Origin of the sequence: Sporomusa sp., from assembly GCF_035561155.1 — a bacterium.
Classification (GTDB): Bacteria; Bacillota; Negativicutes; order Sporomusales; family Sporomusaceae; genus Sporomusa.
On sequence record NZ_DATMYD010000053.1, the window covers coordinates 1 to 16,965 of the forward strand.

Annotated in this window: 14 protein-coding genes; 5 read left to right on the plus strand and 9 right to left on the minus strand. The window is 45.4% G+C overall.

Annotated elements, in window-relative coordinates; genetic code table 11:
- Positions 1 to 89: 89 nt before the first annotated feature.
- Entirely contained in the window at positions 90 to 1,562 is a 1,473-nt protein-coding gene (locus tag VN447_RS06295; protein ID WP_325523956.1) for an IS1182 family transposase, read from the plus strand.
- Between the two features lie 284 nt (positions 1,563 to 1,846).
- Entirely contained in the window at positions 1,847 to 2,176 is a 330-nt protein-coding gene (locus VN447_RS06300; RefSeq protein WP_325523958.1) for a hypothetical protein, read from the plus strand.
- Positions 2,177 to 2,185: 9 nt separating this feature from the next.
- Here the strand turns inward: VN447_RS06300 and VN447_RS06305 are convergent, their stop codons facing one another.
- Both VN447_RS06305 and VN447_RS06310 read right to left on the minus strand, forming a co-directional pair.
- Positions 2,186 to 2,782, minus strand: coding sequence for a glucosaminidase domain-containing protein (locus VN447_RS06305; protein ID WP_325523960.1), 597 nt, complete (start codon positions 2,780 to 2,782; stop codon positions 2,186 to 2,188).
- A 240-nt stretch (positions 2,783 to 3,022) separates the two neighbouring features.
- The gene (locus tag VN447_RS06310; protein ID WP_325523962.1) at positions 3,023 to 4,522 is read right to left on the minus strand and encodes a 4Fe-4S dicluster domain-containing protein; all 1,500 of its coding nucleotides are present in this window, start codon (positions 4,520 to 4,522) and stop codon (positions 3,023 to 3,025) included.
- A gap of 599 nt (positions 4,523 to 5,121) precedes the next feature.
- Between VN447_RS06310 and VN447_RS06320 the strand changes: the two genes are divergently transcribed.
- Positions 5,122 to 5,859: a gamma-glutamyl-gamma-aminobutyrate hydrolase family protein gene (locus VN447_RS06320; protein WP_325523964.1), complete on the plus strand. Its 738-nt coding sequence runs from the start codon at positions 5,122 to 5,124 to the stop codon at positions 5,857 to 5,859.
- A 78-nt stretch (positions 5,860 to 5,937) separates the two neighbouring features.
- Here VN447_RS06320 and VN447_RS06325 read toward each other — a convergent pair whose 3' ends face one another.
- Positions 5,938 to 6,720 carry a CXXX repeat peptide modification system protein gene (locus VN447_RS06325; protein ID WP_325523966.1) on the minus strand — a complete coding sequence of 261 codons (783 nt, stop codon included), beginning with the start codon at positions 6,718 to 6,720 and terminating at the stop codon, positions 5,938 to 5,940.
- A 20-nt stretch (positions 6,721 to 6,740) separates the two neighbouring features.
- Positions 6,741 to 8,957 carry an ATP-binding protein gene (locus tag VN447_RS06330; protein ID WP_325523968.1) on the minus strand — a complete coding sequence of 739 codons (2,217 nt, stop codon included), beginning with the start codon at positions 8,955 to 8,957 and terminating at the stop codon, positions 6,741 to 6,743.
- 150 nt (positions 8,958 to 9,107) lie between these two features.
- Between VN447_RS06330 and VN447_RS06335 the strand changes: the two genes are divergently transcribed.
- Positions 9,108 to 9,497, plus strand: a complete 390-nt coding sequence (locus tag VN447_RS06335) for a hypothetical protein (protein WP_325523970.1) — start codon at positions 9,108 to 9,110, stop codon at positions 9,495 to 9,497.
- Positions 9,498 to 9,516: 19 nt separating this feature from the next.
- On the opposite strand, the gene VN447_RS06340 is transcribed toward VN447_RS06335, so the two are convergent.
- Positions 9,517 to 10,236, minus strand: a complete 720-nt coding sequence (locus VN447_RS06340; RefSeq protein ID WP_325523972.1) for a polysaccharide deacetylase family protein — start codon at positions 10,234 to 10,236, stop codon at positions 9,517 to 9,519.
- A gap of 126 nt (positions 10,237 to 10,362) precedes the next feature.
- Here VN447_RS06340 and VN447_RS06345 point away from each other — a divergent pair, with 126 nt between their 5' ends.
- Complete coding sequence (locus tag VN447_RS06345) at positions 10,363 to 11,520, plus strand: D-alanyl-D-alanine carboxypeptidase family protein (RefSeq protein ID WP_325523974.1); 1,158 nt, start codon at positions 10,363 to 10,365, stop codon at positions 11,518 to 11,520.
- 23 nt (positions 11,521 to 11,543) lie between these two features.
- Here the strand turns inward: VN447_RS06345 and VN447_RS06350 are convergent, their stop codons facing one another.
- From VN447_RS06350 to VN447_RS06365, 4 genes are all read right to left on the minus strand, one after another.
- Positions 11,544 to 12,323 (minus strand): protein-glutamate O-methyltransferase CheR, encoded by a 780-nt coding sequence (locus VN447_RS06350; RefSeq protein WP_325523976.1) that lies wholly within the window; start codon positions 12,321 to 12,323, stop codon positions 11,544 to 11,546.
- 235 nt (positions 12,324 to 12,558) lie between these two features.
- On the minus strand, positions 12,559 to 13,674 hold the full coding sequence (ald, locus tag VN447_RS06355; RefSeq protein WP_325523978.1) for an alanine dehydrogenase: 1,116 nt from the start codon (positions 13,672 to 13,674) through the stop codon (positions 12,559 to 12,561).
- Positions 13,675 to 13,963: 289 nt separating this feature from the next.
- Positions 13,964 to 15,385 carry an amino acid permease gene (locus VN447_RS06360; RefSeq protein ID WP_414714886.1) on the minus strand — a complete coding sequence of 474 codons (1,422 nt, stop codon included), beginning with the start codon at positions 15,383 to 15,385 and terminating at the stop codon, positions 13,964 to 13,966.
- Positions 15,386 to 15,680: 295 nt separating this feature from the next.
- Positions 15,681 to 16,877, minus strand: a complete 1,197-nt coding sequence (locus VN447_RS06365; protein WP_325523982.1) for an ornithine--oxo-acid transaminase — start codon at positions 16,875 to 16,877, stop codon at positions 15,681 to 15,683.
- Positions 16,878 to 16,965: the final 88 nt, after the last annotated feature.

Consider the following 16,965-nt stretch of genomic DNA (forward strand, 5'->3'; position numbering starts at 1 on the left):
CAGACTGTGTGAAAACGGCCCCGATATTCACATAAAATTACAGATATGATAAAATATAGATATAATTCAAGTAATTAGAAGGTGGATATATGGGCTATATAAAGGGCGAAGATCGGAATCAAACCTTCCTATTTCCAGAAAGTATTGATGATTATATTTGCGAGGATAACCCCGTTCGTATCATTGATGAATATGTCGATCAACTGGATATGAAGGAATTAAAATTTCAAAAAGCAATCTGCGCAAATATAGGACGCCCTTCATATAATCCCAAAGACCTACTTAAGCTGTATCTATATGGATACCTTAACCGAATTCGTTCATCCCGTAGGCTTGAACATGAGGCAACCCGCAATATTGAAGTCATCTGGCTTTTAAAGAAAATGAAGCCCGATTTTAAAACAATCGCTGACTTTCGCAAGGATAATAAAAAAGCACTGAAAACTGTGTTTAGACAGTTCGTCCGCTTGTGTGATGGATGGAATTTATTCGGTAAAGAACTGGTAGCTATCGATGGGACAAAGATTCGCGCCTGCAATAGCAAACGGAACAATTTCAGCTCTAAAAAGTTGGAACGCCATATTCAATATATCGACGAAAAAATTGATACATACCTCAAGGAGTTAGAAATCGGCGATCAAATGGAAGCCTCTGAGAGAAAACCAAATGCAGAAGAAATCCAACAACGAATAGAAGAACTTCGTAACCGCAAGGAAAAATATGAGGCTTACCAAGACCACCTAGAGAAAACCGATAGCAATGAACTCTCCACAACCGATCCAGATAGCCGACTTATGTGCAATAACAACAATAACGTGGATGTAAGCTATAATGTCCAAGCAACAGTAGACTCCAAACATAAATTGGTTGCTGATTTTAAAGTGACATGTAAACCAAACGATCTGGGTGAACTGGATAATATGGCGCTTCGTGCTCAAACAGTGTTTGGCGTTCAGAAACTAGAGGTTCTAGCTGATAAGGGGTATTATAAAGCGGAAGATCTGAAAAAATGTGTAGACAAACACATCACACCATATGTTCCTAAACAAACCTATTCTAACGGAACTGGAGACAAAGATTTTTATACCGATCAATTTTGCTATGACGCCGAAAAAAGACTGTACCGCTGCCCTGCTGGAAAAGAACTTTATTACACTAGGAACCGAATCACCAAAGCCAAGGGGATAATTGGGTACGATTACAGTAATTATGAGGCCTGCCAATCCTGCCAATTTAAAGAGCGCTGTACTAAAAGCAAAAAGGGTAGGAGCATTTATCGTCATGTCGACCAAGACTTTCTAGATACTATCGACCTACAGACTGAAACTAACAAGGAAAAGTATAAGCTGAGACAGATGATCATAGAACACGTCTTCGGCACAATAAAAAGAGGCTGGGGAGCATACTACTTTCTGACCAAACGCAAGCTGTCGGTCAGCGGGGAGATTTCTTTGTCCTTTTTGGCCTATAACCTTAGGCGAGCCATAACCATATTAGGAGCAAAAGAAATACTTAATAGACTGAGGGAAACGAGAGAACTAGCCTTGGCGAAAGCGGACTAGTTCTCTCGTTTTTTCGAGTTTTATTTCTTCAACACCTAGAGCTTTAATTTAATAGAAAAAATCGGCAAATAGGAAGGCATTTTTCACACGGTCTGACGGTTCTTTTGAGTCATGAGATTTCAAAGCACACATTTAGTCTGCTATTACTTAAAAGAATAAAAGCCTGAGAGAACCTCCGAACCTCTCCAGGCTTTATTACGATAGGGAGTGTATTTGCAGTTTTGGGTAATTTTAGGTATCATTCTAGATAAATGAGCCAATCATCACGTCAAGGAGTGACTCAATTGTTTAGTTTTATCCTAGAATTTAAATGGATCATTCTATTTGTTTTTGAATTTTTTGCCTGGGCTGCGACTTTTTTCATGTTCTATGCCAGGTATAAAATGCGGTCACAGGTATGGTTCCGGGTAGCGTCGATAGCCCTGATTCTTACCGGCGTTATTCCGCAAGTACTCTTAGGCGTAGTTAATTTTATTGCAACCAGAGAGGTTGATTTATTCACAATTGCTATTGTGCTTTTGATCGTGTACGGGCTTACCATCGGTAAAAAGCAGGTGGCTGCGGTAGATAATTGGGCGCAAAAAAGATTCTCTAAAACACCAGAAGACCTGTAATCGTGCTCACTAATCACCGCTCAATATCTTTTGATGGATTCGCAATATCATTTGACCGTATGTTTTCCCAGGAACAGCCCATTTGCCATTCAGGTCAGTCCAGGTGCGAGCTTGTCCAAATTTTGCCGTACGTTTAACTAGCTCATAACGTGGGTCAACTATTTCCAGCTCCGGCGGCTTAGTCGAAGTATATGCCAAGAGGTGCTGGACCTGCGCTCTAACGCCAATTTGTGCTGTCGGAAACCACGCACCTTTTACCCCGCCGCCGGTTGTCCCCAGACCACTGTAATTGTTTTGTAGCGGTATAACGTCGCCGCCGTAGCGGAAATGCCCAGTCTCATGGATTGCCTGGGCGAATGCCACGTCCGGCCTAATCCCCTCTAATTTGCTCTCTTGGTAGAAAAAACTCACAAGTTGCTCAACTGATACCGTTAATAATGGTATACGACCTCTTTTGCGTAAATATGCTACACATTGCTCTTGGGTAGCTAATGGCTCCCCCATAATCGACAAATCAATATTGGACGGCGTCTTCAACTCTATCGGCATCTCTTTCGCCCAAGCAGTATGAGGAAAAAGCAAGAGCAAAAATAAAAGGAAAATCACAACATATCACTCCAAGCTGTTTCATGTATTATTAAAAAAGACTCGTGTACTTCGGTTGCGCAGACATGTCAGCATGACCTATCTTCACCTCTTAACTTGGTCTTTATTCATTCCCCTTCACCGCGAGATTGTCCTGCTTGGAGCAGCAAAGGAATAGGCTGACGTCTGCCGCGTCAGTAACTATGAAAGGCCCAACCCCTTATTTAGAAAGGGTTTGGGCCTTTCATATGTTGTTTTTTATTAGCGGTGCCAGTGACCCGGTTGCTCGCTGTCCGATTGGGCCGGTCTATTATTTAAAGCGCTTTTGACTGTGGAATTTTTTGCAAAAGTAGCTACTAGTTTACTTGCTACCCGGGCATTGGCCAATCCGGCAGGACCGCCGATACATCCACCGGTGCAGGACATGCCTTCCAGAAAATTGACCTCCATTTTGCCGGACCGAATCAGCTTAAGAGCGTTGGCGCAATTTTCAAGACCTTCGGCACTATGGGCCTTGACGGTGGCTTCAGGGTCAAGACCGGCTACTGCCGCCTGCACTGCTTTGGCCACGCCGCCTGCACAAGCAAAGGCATTGCCGGTAGTGGAAGCAGCTGATTGAAACTCGCTTTCGGCGACAGTACTTAACTCAATGCCCTTGCCTGTCAACATAGCATCAATTTCTTCGAAGGTAAGGGCAAAATCTACCAAATCGGAGTGATTTCGAGCTTCTGATTTTTTGGCGATACATGGCCCAATAAAAACAATAACAGCCTCTGGATTACTATTTTTTATAATTTGCGCTATCGCCAACATGGGAGAAACCGTAGATGATACCATATCCTTCATGTCCGCAAAATGTTTTTCTACCAGAGCAACAAAAGCCGGACAGCAGGAAGATGTCATAAACGGACGTTGCTCCGGTACTGTTTCCAAAAATTCGTTTGCTTCCTTGATCGTTACGATGTCCGCACCATAGGCTACTTCTTTTACCTCATGAAAGCCAAGTTGCCTGATAGCATTGATCATTTGCCCTGGTTTAGTCTTAGCTCCAAAATGCCCGGCAAAAGCAGGCGCCAGAATGGCATACACCTGTTTCCCGGTTTTGATCTGTTGGATAACCTGGACTAAAAGGGAGCGGTCACCAATGGCCCCAAAGGGACAGGCTTCCCGGCAAGCGCCGCACTCGACGCATTTATCCTGATCGATCACAGCTTTGCGGTCACTACCCGCTATGATGGCCTGGACGGAGCACACCCGTTCACAGGGCCTGCTGATTTCTATAATGGCGCCGTATTGGCAGGATTTTTTACATAAGCCGCACTCTACGCAGCGGGTTTTATCAATATAGGCCCGGTTTTGCACCACCATGATGGCCTTTTTGGGGCAGCTGTTTATACAATTGTGAGCCAGACAGTTACGGCAGGCATCTGTGACCAAAAATTTATCAATGGGACACTGATCACATGCTTCCGGTAATACATGGATAAAAGGCATATCCTCTATCTCACCGGCCAAAGCACCGGCTGCCGCTTCCTCCTGAGTGAGATGCAGCGGTTGACTCAGTGTCAGATTAATACGCTGACGCAATACTGCTTTTTCTTTATGAACACAGCAACGATATCTGGGCCCGGCCTCAGATACAATGGTGTCCATCATACTCCCGATATCCCTCTCTAAGCAGTCCTCATAGGCCATTCTGGCGATTTCCGCTAACACCTTGCTGCGGATTCTAACAACTTCGGTAACTTGTGATACTGGCATAAATAAGACCCTCCTCGCGTCGTGCGCTTTCTCGTAATTGTTTTGAAAATTGCTTCAGATAAATAAAAATGTTGCTATAGCTGATAAAAGCCGACACAATGAGCACTTTATATGGCATCCCCACCATTTGTTATTTTACCAAACTTATTATTTTATAACACTTAGTATATAATTATACTCATTTACAACGATCGTGTAAAACGTTTTCCAATCTTTCTCCATCCCGGGGCCTTCCAATATCTGTACTCGTAAAAAAACTGACCTACTGTTTACCATACACAGTAGGTCAGTTTTGCAGACACGCGTCTGCCTATACCCATTTTTCCGGATTGAGTTCTGCCAGTTCAGGCAAGACAAACCTTCCGTCCTTGCGAACAAGTTTGTCATCAAACCAAATTTCACCGCCGCCATAAGCCGGAGTCTGAATCGCTATAATGCCGTTGATATCAAAACATTAATTACGCAAGTTTTATGCCAAGATTATGCAGGTTTTTTTCTTATTTAGAGAGGACTTTTCGGCTATACCCAGTATTTATACAAGAAATAGAGAATGAGGGTTTGCCGCCTACGAGAAGACACTCATTACGGGAGAGGATATATTGCGTAAACCGGTTATTGGAATTACATGCAACACAGTATTAGCCGAAGGAACTATGCTGCCCGGCATGGTTAGAGCCTTTGCCAGCACTGACTACATCCATGCCGTAGCCAAAGCCGGGGGAGTACCACTATTATTACCTCCGGTTGCCGATCCGGCAATTGCCCGCAGCCAAGTTATCGCTATCGATGGCTTAATAATGTCAGGCGGGCCAGATGTCGATCCCTTACTTTACGGAGAAGAACCGCTAGAAAAACTGGGAGTAGTAAACCTTTGCCGCGATGAATACGAATTGCTGGTAGTCAAAGCAGCCGCTGAACTCAAAAAACCAATGTTGGGCATTTGCCGGGGTATACAAATCATCAATGTAGCCTATGGGGGAACATTGTATCAAGACGTTTCTCAAATAACAGGCTGCAGCATCAAGCATTTCCAAACCACGGCTCAAAGAGAGGCTCTGTGGCACACCGTATCTATTGAACCGCAATCGGTCTTAGCCACCATTTTGGGTCAGCAAGCAATACGAGTCAACAGCTATCACCATCAGGCGATCAAAAATCTTGCGCCAGGATTTATTGTAACTGCCGGGTCAAAAGACGGAGTCATCGAAGCGATAGAGCTTCAAAATGAACATTTTGTATTGGGAGTTCAGTGGCACCCAGAAATGCTGGCGGAAAAATCACCGTCCATGCTAGCCCTGTTTGAAAAACTTGTTAAAGCAGCAGCAACCCAAATATAAAACAGATGAGCGGGCCGTATGGCTCGCTCATCCTATTTTTTTACTCCCCTTCGGGTATCCGCTTTTACTGATATAGCTTTATTCTGACTGTCTCTGTTCTTTAGCAATCCGGGACTCTTTTTTTACAAGTACGTCACCGCTGTTATAATCGATTTCAATCTCGTCACCGACAATATTTGCCCATTGATATTTATCATATTTCTCGTCCCACCATTGTTCGCACGCTGTTGAAACCTCCCCCATTTCCCGGATGAGTATATCATACAGGCAGCAGTATAATTCTTCCTTGTCCATATCCACAAGTCTTTTTAAAAGCAGCTTGATCTCAGCTTTGCGGTTTGCCAAATACTTGATTGACGCCGCTTCTTCATTTGTTACACGGCCTATCGTTACTTGTTCGCGCATCTTAACGCTAGGTTCCGGTAACATATCCGTCATCCCAATTGTTTGACTATTGGCACTTTCTTCAAGCTCTATAGTCTGTAATGCATCTCTAACCTTTTCCGGTAAAATTGTTTGTAATTCTTTCGGTTTTAACGGTTTGATAAGGTAATCATACGCACCCATTTCCAGCGCCTGTTTTATGCTGGCAGTATCAGCCACTGCCGAATAAACAATGACAGGAATATGCTTAAAGAGAACACTTGCCTTAATTTGCCCCAGCACCTCAAAGCCTGAAATTGTTCCCGGCATCACAAGGTCCAGGATCACCAAATCAACAGGGTGGTTGTTTATCATCTCCAGGGCATTAACGCCGTCAGCAGCCTCCAAAAAACTGAAATCCGGCAAACCGCTTAATGCTACTTTAACAACCTTCCGATTTAAAAGTACATCATCAACTAACAGTACCGTGTATGTCACAGTTCTTCACCACTCTTCAGTCATAATATGCTGGCGGCATTTTTAAGGGCTGAGCCCACCTGCCTGCAGTCACCCTCGATCTTGTCCAGTAGCGCTCTTGCTGCTTCAAGATCTTCCCTCTTGGCCTGCTGCTCGAGACTGTCGAACAATTCGGCAAGCTGTTTAGCACCAATAGTGGCACTCATCGACTTTAACCCGTGAGCAGCATCGCTTATCTGCCTGGCGTCATAATACTCAAAAGCCTGTTTTAACTTGGCCATAAGCACAGGTAATTCTTCTAAGTAAGCGTCAATAAATATGCTGATATCTGTCTGGCCACTATCAGCTAACTCTTTAAGTTGTCTGAGCATCGCCCTGTCAATACCATCATCTGTCTCAGGGATTAGCCAGCGTGTAATTATTTGCCTGAGTTCTTCACCCGATACGGGTTTTACCAGATAATCGTCCATACCGGCCGCCAGGCATTTTTCCTTGTCACCACTCAGGGCGTTAGCCGTCAAGGCGATGATCGGGGTATGCCTTCCAGCCGCGGTTTCCAGGTCTCTGATCGCCCGCGTGGCCGCAAATCCATCCAATCCCGGCAGGCCGCAATCCATGAATATTAGTTTGTAGCTAGTTCTAGCCGCCATTAGGACAGCTTCCTGACCATTCACTGCCAAATCACACAGTAAACCTAGGTGCCTGATCTGCAATATGAATACCTGCTGGTTGACCGGATTATCTTCCACAACCAGTACATCGCCGGTTTTATCCTGTACTTTGCCGCCTCTCTCATTCAGCCAGGCGGGCAGCACATTCATGTCATTAAGTGTGTCAAAAGGCCTCATGTCACTAGTAGCAGCATCTCCCGGCACGGCCTGTAAGGTAATTGTGAACCAGAAGGATGACCCGCTGCCTTTAGCGCTATCTACGCCCAATTCACCGCCCATCATTTTTATCAGGCTTGACGAGATAGACAAACCTAGGCCTGACCCCAAATACTTTCTTGCATTCGCACCCTCAGTCTGGGCGAATGGCTGAAACAGCTTATTTATTTCATCCTGGGTGAGCCCGATACCGGTATCAGTAACAGTTACTTTCACGTTGACTGTTTTCTCATCTCGCCCGAAACATTCAGCTTTGATGTCGACGCGCCCGGCATCAGTAAATTTAACGGCATTACCGGCAATGTTCAAAAGCACCTGCTGCAGCCTGACAGGATCGCCGCCCACGATCGGCGGAATCGCCGGATCAATGGCCGTCGTCAAGCTAATGCCTTTAGTAACGGCTGTGGCCTGGAGAATTGTATCTACACCGGCAAAGAGTGCCCGGAATTCAAAATCAACGGTTTCCACTGTCATTTTTTCAGCCTGAATCTTAGAGAAATCTAAGACATCATTAAGGACAGTCAACAGCGACCGGGCCGAATAGGCAATGGCTCTGACATAATCGCGCTGATGGCTGTCAAGCAGGGTTGCTTCTAAAAGCTCGACCAACCCTAAAATACCGGTAACCGGTGTACGGACTTCGTGGCTCATGTATGCCAAAAACTGGCTTTTAGCCTGACTCATAGCTTCAGCGGCCTCTTTAGCTTGCTTTTCTGCCAGATATATCTTTTCCGCTGCAAGTTCCGAGATACGCAAAGCGAAAAACAGTGCAAGGATTACAATAAGCACAGTTGCCGCAATGCCATAGACTACAAACTGGGATGCCACAACAGCGTCTTGCCATTTATGTGCATCAATATCCATGCCAAAAGCGGCAATCACCCGTCCGTCGGCCGGATCGCGCACCGCAGCAATTCCGGACACCCAAACGCCCCATTCGTCGGCCAACGGCCCTTCGATAAACGGCTGGCTATTCAGAAATATTTGCCTTAATTCTTCAGATGCATCGTTATACTTTGTGCCAGGCGAAGAATAATCCCTTGAGTTCTCAGGCTCAGAATCCATGATAAATACTAATTCTCCGTTGACCATTTTCAGTAGGTATACAAACCGGCAATCAGGATTTAGGGAACGGGCCGCGATAAGCTGCTGCCGCAGACACTCATAATCGGCAGTACCTATATCTGCCGAAGTTGCCGTTAATCTTTCCACCTGTTCGCGATTAACAATCGCAGCTGCCGTCACCGCTCTGAGCAACAGCTTGCTTCGCAGTTCATCTTCAGTTACTTTTGCAGCCAAGCGGGCCCCCAGCCAGCTGAATGCCAGCACTACTACGGTTATGGCAACAAGCCAGCGTCGGTAATGTCTCAAACCGCGCCCCTCCTAAACCAACAACAATGATCAACTACCAGAAATAATTCGCCATCATTCTCCTGTTTCCTGTATTAAAATTCCATTTTTTTGATGTGCATTATAACCAGGCTACTTTTCGGATACAATAGGGGCGGAGGGATGTCAAAAATGAATGAAATCGTTTGTATGAGCTGCCATAATTGCCTGCCGGCCGATTTATCCTCATGTCCTGGTTGTGGCAGTGAGATTGTCCTAGATGGCGATAGCAAAAATGTGATCGACCGACTGCAGCCTAATTGCCTTATTCACCGTTACGAGGGCTCCGACCTTTTAGAACCAGCTGTTATCCTTAAGGAAACAAAGGCCAACTGCAAAGTAGCCACAAGACTTAAAGAATATTCTAAGCCCGTAACAGTACCCAAAGTCAAAGTATATACTTTTGACCAAAAGATTCTGGGGGCTATTCAAGCACTCAGAAATGAGCGCACCGCTACCGTGTATCGATATGATCAGCTAATCCAGGCTCATTGGCAGAACCTAAAGCTATACCAAGAGTAGTGTTGCTACCTAATGCCTTTTACCGGATTACTTCATAGTACTGCAGCAATTCGCTGACTGTTACCATCTGGTAGCCCTGCTCACGCAGCTTGTCAATAATTACAGGCATTGCCTGGGGCGTAGGCAGCGGATACTGCCCGTCATGCATGAGAATAATGCTGCCAGGCTGCACATTATCAAGCACTGTTTTAACCACTTGTTCAACCGACCCCTGCCGCCAGTCGCCAGTGTCAACAGACCATAGTACAGTAGCATAACCCCGTTCCCGCGCTAACGCCACTACTCCGTCGTTATACGCCCCGTCAGGCGGCCTAAACAGGGTTGGCTTCGGGGCCACCGGCTGAAGTACCGTTTCCAGTCGCTCAAACTCAGCTATTACCTCTGTGGCAGTTAACTTATTCAGGCGTCTGTGGCTGTACGCATGGGATGCTATTTCATGCCCATCTGCTACTTCCTGGGCTACAATCTCCGGATGAGCCTCAGCATTTGCGCCTAAAACGAAAAAAGTCGCCTTTGCCTGTTTTTCTTTCAACACCGTCAATATTTCAGGTGTTGTTTTGTAATGAGGTCCATCATCAACAGTAATCGCGACTACCTTATGCGTAGTCGGTATTTTTCTGATTACCCGGCTTTTATCATCAAACACATCAACAGCTTGATGCAAGATACTGCACATTAACCCGACAGTAAGCACGGTAATACTAAAAAAGCTGCGGCGAAGCACACTATTTCTGTTCATATTAGCCCCCCTGTGTAAAGGTTCTTCTTGATACTACGCCAGCGGCCTGCAAGATATGACAGTAAGTGGGTATGACCTGCCCGGATGGGTAATATAATAATATAGCTGATGAAAAGGGGGTATTCCATGGGGCGCCTGCTATTACGTCTTACCGCCTTAACTATACTGTTTCTTTGGGTAGTTGCCAGTGTTACTTTCGCTGCACCACCGACCCTGTCCGCCCAAGGGGCAATTTTAATGGATTCCAAAACCGGCCAAGTACTCTATGACAGAAATATGAATAAAAAACTCGCGCCAGCCAGCACTACCAAAATTATGACAGCCATAATCGCAATTGAGAGCGGGCGCTTGGACGAAACAGTGCGTGTCAGCGCTAACGCGGCTTCCACCGGCGGATCTTCGCTTAACCTCTATCCCGGACAGAATATCACGCTCCGTGAGCTGGTTACCGGCCTGCTGCTCCGTTCAGGCAACGATGCCGCAGTGGCTATTGCTGAACATCTGGCAGGTTCTGTTGATGCTTTTGTTGAAATCATGAACAAAAAAGCCGCCAGCATCGGCGCAGTCCATACTCATTTCAGCAATCCGCACGGCCTTACCGCTCCCAACCATCTGTCTACTGCCTTCGATTTAGCCTGGATAACCCGGTATGCTTTGACTAATCCTACGTTCGCTGAAGTCGTAAGCACTAAGGAAACAAATATAGAATGGCTTGATCGTAAAGGCAAAAGTCAGGATCGAAATCTCCGCAATACAAACAAGCTGCTTTGGATGCTTGAAGATGCTGACGGCGTAAAAACAGGGACAACAAACCGGGCTGGCCCATGTTTGGTATCAAGCGCAACCCGCAGCAACCAGAAGCTTATTGCAGTGGTATTACATGACCATTCGCGCTGGTATGATTCGATGCAGCTCTTAAAATACGGGTTTGATTCCTATGACTTATATGAGTATGCAGAGCAAGGGGCAGTATTAGCTTCACTGCCTGTAGAAAATGGTATGACCGGTATCGTTGATGCCATCGTAGATGCCCCGGCCTCCCTGGTGGTCAGCACTGCTGACTACTCTTCAGTAACAGTAGAAGTCGATTTACCGGAAAAAATAAAGGCCCCGGTATACCAGGGCCAAAAAATCGGTGAAATCATATTTTATGTAAAAGATAAAGCCGTAAAAACAGTGGATATCATCGCCGGGAATGCCGTTGAGGAAAGCACCATGAGCAAAATCCTGCTCCGGCACTGGATGGATACTATGAGACGACTATCCGGCTGGGGGATATTATAACAGACCTTCTGATTGGCTTTAAACTAGAGTGGTTTCCGGTAGAAGAATGGCAGATAGTGCTGGAACCCAATATCACGGAAGTTCAATATAGCCTCAGTGCCGCCAACAAACAACACACCGCCTGGTTTAAGCGCGGCAAAGAAGCGGCGGTACAGCCCGTCCTTGGCTTCTTCAGTAAAATAGATTACAACATTCCGGCACAAGATAAGGTCAAAACCTGATTCAAACTTATCGACCAATAAGTTGTGCTGCTGAAAATCGATCCGCGTTTTCATATCATCACCAATGGTGGCTATGCCGTCTGCCTGCTTAAAATATTTATTTAGCCGGGCAGGCGGTATATTTTTCAGTTCGTTAGTTGTATAAGCCCCTAGCTTGGCTTTGGCCAGCATCTCGACATCCAGGTCAGTTGCCAAGATGCGGTGTCTGGTATGAGGTGTAATCTCGTTGAGCATTATCGCCAGTGAATATGGTTCAGCACCAATCGAACAGCCGGCGCTCCAGATGCTAAGCTTCGAACTCTGTTTTAAAAGGTCAGGAATAACCTTTTTCTCAAGTTCATCAAACTTTTCCGGCGTACGGAAGAACTCCGTCACATTAATTGTGAGAAAATCAATAAACTCTTTATACAGCTTGGGGTTAGCCTCCAGCTTGCTGAAAAAATCCAGATACCCGTTCGCCCCGTGGCGGCTCATCATATTGCCGATACGCCGCTGCATTTGCGCCGGTTTATAGTCGTTAAGGTTAATGCCTGATTTAATATGAAGCTTCTGCTTAAACAGCTCCCAGTCTTTGTCGCTCATGGAAACCCCCTGTTATTATTGCTAGGCATATAAGTTATTACCTGAGTAATTGTAAGCTTTCGACGTAACATCGGTGTTTTCCTACCTATCTGATTGCTTATTTAAGCCCTTGCTAAACATATTAATACATAAACTGGGTCAGGCTTGACTGTCTTCAAATTGACTTATTCACCAAGCACAATAAGTCAATTAAATCAACAAGTCTAACCTGACCCCATAAATTGCTCTTATTTATTTAAGCCAAAACTTCTTCCACCGGAGTGACTGGCAGGTTGTGCGCTTCGGCAACGCCTTTAAATATTACCTTACCATCATAGACATTAAGGCCTTTTGCTAAGCCAGGATCAGCCTTAAGTGCGCCTTTCCAGCCCTTAGTAGCGATTTGCAGGGCATAATCGATGGTAACATTGGTTAGTGCAAAGGTTGACGTACGGGCAACAGCCCCAGGCATGTTGGCAACAGAGTAATGCACAACACCATATTTCACATAGGTTGGATCGCTGTGTGTGGTAACACGGTCAATTGTTTCCACTGAACCACCTTGATCGATGGCCACATCAACGATAACCGAACCCGGTTCCATAGTCTTAACCATTTCCTCGGTAACCAGTTTAGGAGCTTTGGCACCAGGCAGCAGTACAGCACCAACAAGGAGATCAGCCTTTTTAACCCAGCTGGCAATATTGTAGCTGTTAGACATTACAGTGGTTACCCGGCCGCCAAAGATATCGTCAAGGTATACCAACCGTTCAGCCGATTTGTCAATAATGGCAACGCGGGCGCCCATGCCGACAGCCATTTTAGCTGCGTTTGTACCAACAACGCCACCGCCGATAATAACAACTTGAGCCGATTCAACGCCAGGCACGCCTCCTAATAAAATACCTTTACCACCAAAAGGTTTTTCCAGGCAATGCGCGCCAACTTGCACGGCCATCCGGCCCGCTACTTCGCTCATCGGAGTCAAGAGCGGCAGCGTATGGTGACGTTCAATGGTTTCATAGGCTATACCAATTACTTTTTTATCCAGTAACGCTTTGGTCAGTTCCGGTTCGGGGGCCAGGTGCAAGTATGTAAACAGAATTTGTCCCTCATGGAACAGCTCATATTCTGGTGCAAGTGGTTCTTTAACTTTCATAATCATTTCAGACTGGTCAAATAGTGCTTTCTTATCAGCAATAATTTGCGCCCCGGCTTTCACATAACTTTCATCAGAAAAACCGCTGCCTACACCGGCGCTTTGCTCAACAAGCACAGTATGACCGGCTTTTTTAAGCGTTTCAGTACCTGCCGGAGTCAGGGCCACCCTGTTTTCATTGTTTTTAATTTCTTTAGCTACACCAATAATCATATATTTTGGCCTCCTTCTAAAATACGCTGCAGACGGCAGCGTTATCTTTCTCGTTCATTGTTTATTGCAATTGTTATGCCAATTATTATTCTTGTGATTTTTTTGGAGAAACTCTCCCTGATGGACCGCTATAATGCCAGCAAAATCAGGCATCAATTAGCAATCAGTCATTACGAGCAAAGAGAGAGCACGTGTTACCGGAAACTAATGTTTCCACTTGCTTGGCAATAAACTGTGCCATATGGAAACATTAGTTTCCATATGGCTTTGCTTTTTGTATACATAAAAACTACTTAGCGTTATTGATGTCCTGACCACCCTCAGCGCTCGATTTATCCCAGCCAAACATATAATATGCGGCCACAAGCAGCCCCAGCCAAATAGGACCTACAATCATGGCCACAAGCGTATCAGGGTCAAAGCACATGACAACGGCGACAAAAGCCAGAAAGGCAAGACAAACCCAGTTAACGACCGGATAGCCGGGCATGGGATATTTTAATTTGGCTTGCTGTTCAGGCGTCAACTCCTGCCGGAATTTCATCTGCACCAACACAATAACAGCCCACACCCACAGCGCAGCAAAGGTGCCGACACTTGTTACATAGGTAAACACCTTGCCAGGAACCAGATAATTTAAGACAACACCAATCAGCAGAAATACAGATGATACTAAAATCCCGTTCATCGGTACTTTGCGACTGCTCAGCTTGCCGAAAAGCTCGGGTGCCCGCCCTTGCAGCGATAAATTGTACAGCATGCGGCCGGTACTGAAGATCCCGCTGTTACAGGATGACAGCGCCGCTGTCAGGACAACAAAGTTAATGATGCCTGCCGCTGCCCGGACTCCTAGTTTTTCAAAAGTTAACACAAAGGGGCTGCCGATGGTTCCCAATTGGTTCCATGGGTAGAGTGACATAATGACAAACAATGCACCTACATAGAAAATAAGTATCCGCCAGAAAACCTTGTCAATAGCTGCTGGTAGCGTTTTCTCCGGGTCTTTCGCTTCGCCAGCAGTCACACCGACCAATTCGATGCCTAAATAAGCAAACATAACCATAACCAATGCCATAATCATGCCAGGCAAGCCTTTGGGAGTAAACCCGTCATACGCCCAAAGATTAGAGATACCAATAGGTATACCATTATTGCCGATGCCGAAGATAATCATGCCTAACCCGGCAACAATCATAATAACGATTGTGACAACTTTGATAAGAGCAAACCAGAATTCAAACTCGCCATAAGCTTCCACTGCAATCAGATTGACAACCGTCATGCATATCAACGCCGCCAGCGCCGGAACCCACTGCGGCACTTCCGGAAACCAAAACTGCATATATACCCCGACAGCCGTAATCTCGGCCATACATGTGACAACCCACATAAACCAATACGTCCAGCCGGTAATATAGCCTGCCATCGGTCCTAAAAACCTATTCGCGTATGCGCTGAATGAGCCTGACACCGGATACGCTACAGCCACTTCGCCAAGTGCACGCATAATGTAGAATATGATAATACCACCAATTAAATACGAAATCATCAAAGCCGGACCGGCTGTTTTTATGGCCGTGGCCGACCCCAGGAACAGGCCGACGCCAATCGCGCCGCCGAGGGCAATCAGTTGAATGTGACGTTCCTGCAACCCGCGATGCAGGTCTTCATGCAAACCATCTTTTTTAGACACGCCTTTCTCCTCCCTCATTTTACAAGTACCCGAAAAACACGCTCTGTTTACACCTCCACAAACTAGAATACAAATGCTCAATTTGTATTTATAGCACAAACTATGCCAATATTCGAAATATTGATACATCATCGTTTTGCGGCCTTTAATTACAGTAATTGGAAACTTATATTTACATTTAATGGCAGATAAAGTTTCCAGTTGGAATTAAATGTTTACAGTACACGACCGAAACGCACTCAAAACATTAACCCACCTTAACTTGTTTATATTGGAACTCTATTTATGCATTGTCGTGACTGTCTATATGTTGTTAATTTCCCGAAAAACATTGCCGTATCCGTGCATAGGCCCAATCTATTTCTTCGTGGGTAATGGTTAGCGCCGGAGCAAATCGGATAATATTTTTATGCGTTTCTTTGCAAAGCAGCCCATTTTCCTTCAGTTTTTCACAATATGGCCGCGCCGGAACAGAAAGTTCAAGACCGATAAACAAGCCTTTGCCGCGCACCTCCTGAATAACCGGGTTAGTCAATTGACGCAGTTTATCAATAAAATACTGTCCCACTTTGAGAGAGTTTTCCACAAGGTTTTCCTCTTCCATTACTTCCAGTGCAGCTACCGCTACAGCACATGCCAACGGATTGCCGCCAAAGGTAGAGCCATGTGAGCCAGGGTTAAATAAGCCAAGAATATTTTTGTCTGCAGCGATGGCTGAAATGGGGAGAACACCACCGCCCAAAGCTTTTCCTAAGACATACATATCGGGCGTGACATTTTCCCACTCACACGCAAACAGTTTTCCTGTTCGGCCAAACCCTGTTTGAATTTCATCAGCTACAAACAGTACATTATTTTTTTTGCACAATTCATAAGCGTTGCGGAGAAACCCTTCCTGCGGAATAACGATGCCGGCCTCGCCCTGAATGGGCTCTACCAAAAAAGCGGCTGTATTACCCGTAATTGAATTTTCTAGCGCGGCCAAATCGCCATAGGGAATTAAGGTAAAACCAGGAGTAAATGGCCCAAAATCTGTTTGATACTCTGAGGCTGAAGAAAATGAAGTTATAGTCACTGTCCGTCCGTGAAAATTACCTGTACAGACTATGATTTCAGCCTGGTTTTCCGGCACGCCTTTACAGCGATAAGCCCACCGGCGCACAGCTTTTATCGCTGTTTCCACTGCTTCAGCACCTGTGTTCATTGGCAGAAACATTTCTTTCGCAGTGAGCTTTGCTAGTTTCTCGAAAAGTTGATATAACTGGTCATTATAAAAAGCCCTTGATGTTAATGTTACTTTATCGGCTTGATCTTTTAAGGCCTTAATAATTTTCGGGTGTCTGTGCCCCTGGTTTAGGGCAGAGTACGAGCTTAGCATATCCATATAGCGGTTTCCTTCAGGATCTTCCACCCACACTCCCTCGGCTTTAGTAATTACTATAGGAAGCGGAAGATAATTATGCGCCCCCATCAGTTCAGTCATTCTTATAATCTCATCAGATATAATCATAGTGCCACTCCCCCAATTCTTTGTAATTATCTATTTGAGCAACTCTTCAGATGTTTTTTCTAAAAAAAAACTTCCTTAGTAAAGGAAG

Coding starts and splice junctions, on each gene's coding strand:
- VN447_RS06310 (WP_325523962.1), bottom strand. CDS start 4,522: ATGCCAGTATCACAAGTTACCGAAGTTGTTAGAATCCGCAGCAAGGTG.
- VN447_RS06340 (WP_325523972.1), bottom strand. CDS start 10,236: ATGAACAGAAATAGTGTGCTTCGCCGCAGCTTTTTTAGTATTACCGTG.
- VN447_RS06365 (WP_325523982.1), bottom strand. CDS start 16,877: ATGATTATATCTGATGAGATTATAAGAATGACTGAACTGATGGGGGCG.
- VN447_RS06350 (WP_325523976.1), bottom strand. CDS start 12,323: ATGAGCGACAAAGACTGGGAGCTGTTTAAGCAGAAGCTTCATATTAAA.
- VN447_RS06360 (WP_414714886.1), bottom strand. CDS start 15,385: ATGAGGGAGGAGAAAGGCGTGTCTAAAAAAGATGGTTTGCATGAAGAC.
- VN447_RS06295 (WP_325523956.1), top strand. CDS start 90: ATGGGCTATATAAAGGGCGAAGATCGGAATCAAACCTTCCTATTTCCA.
- VN447_RS06335 (WP_325523970.1), top strand. CDS start 9,108: ATGAATGAAATCGTTTGTATGAGCTGCCATAATTGCCTGCCGGCCGAT.
- VN447_RS06345 (WP_325523974.1), top strand. CDS start 10,363: ATGGGGCGCCTGCTATTACGTCTTACCGCCTTAACTATACTGTTTCTT.
- ald (WP_325523978.1), bottom strand. CDS start 13,674: ATGATTATTGGTGTAGCTAAAGAAATTAAAAACAATGAAAACAGGGTG.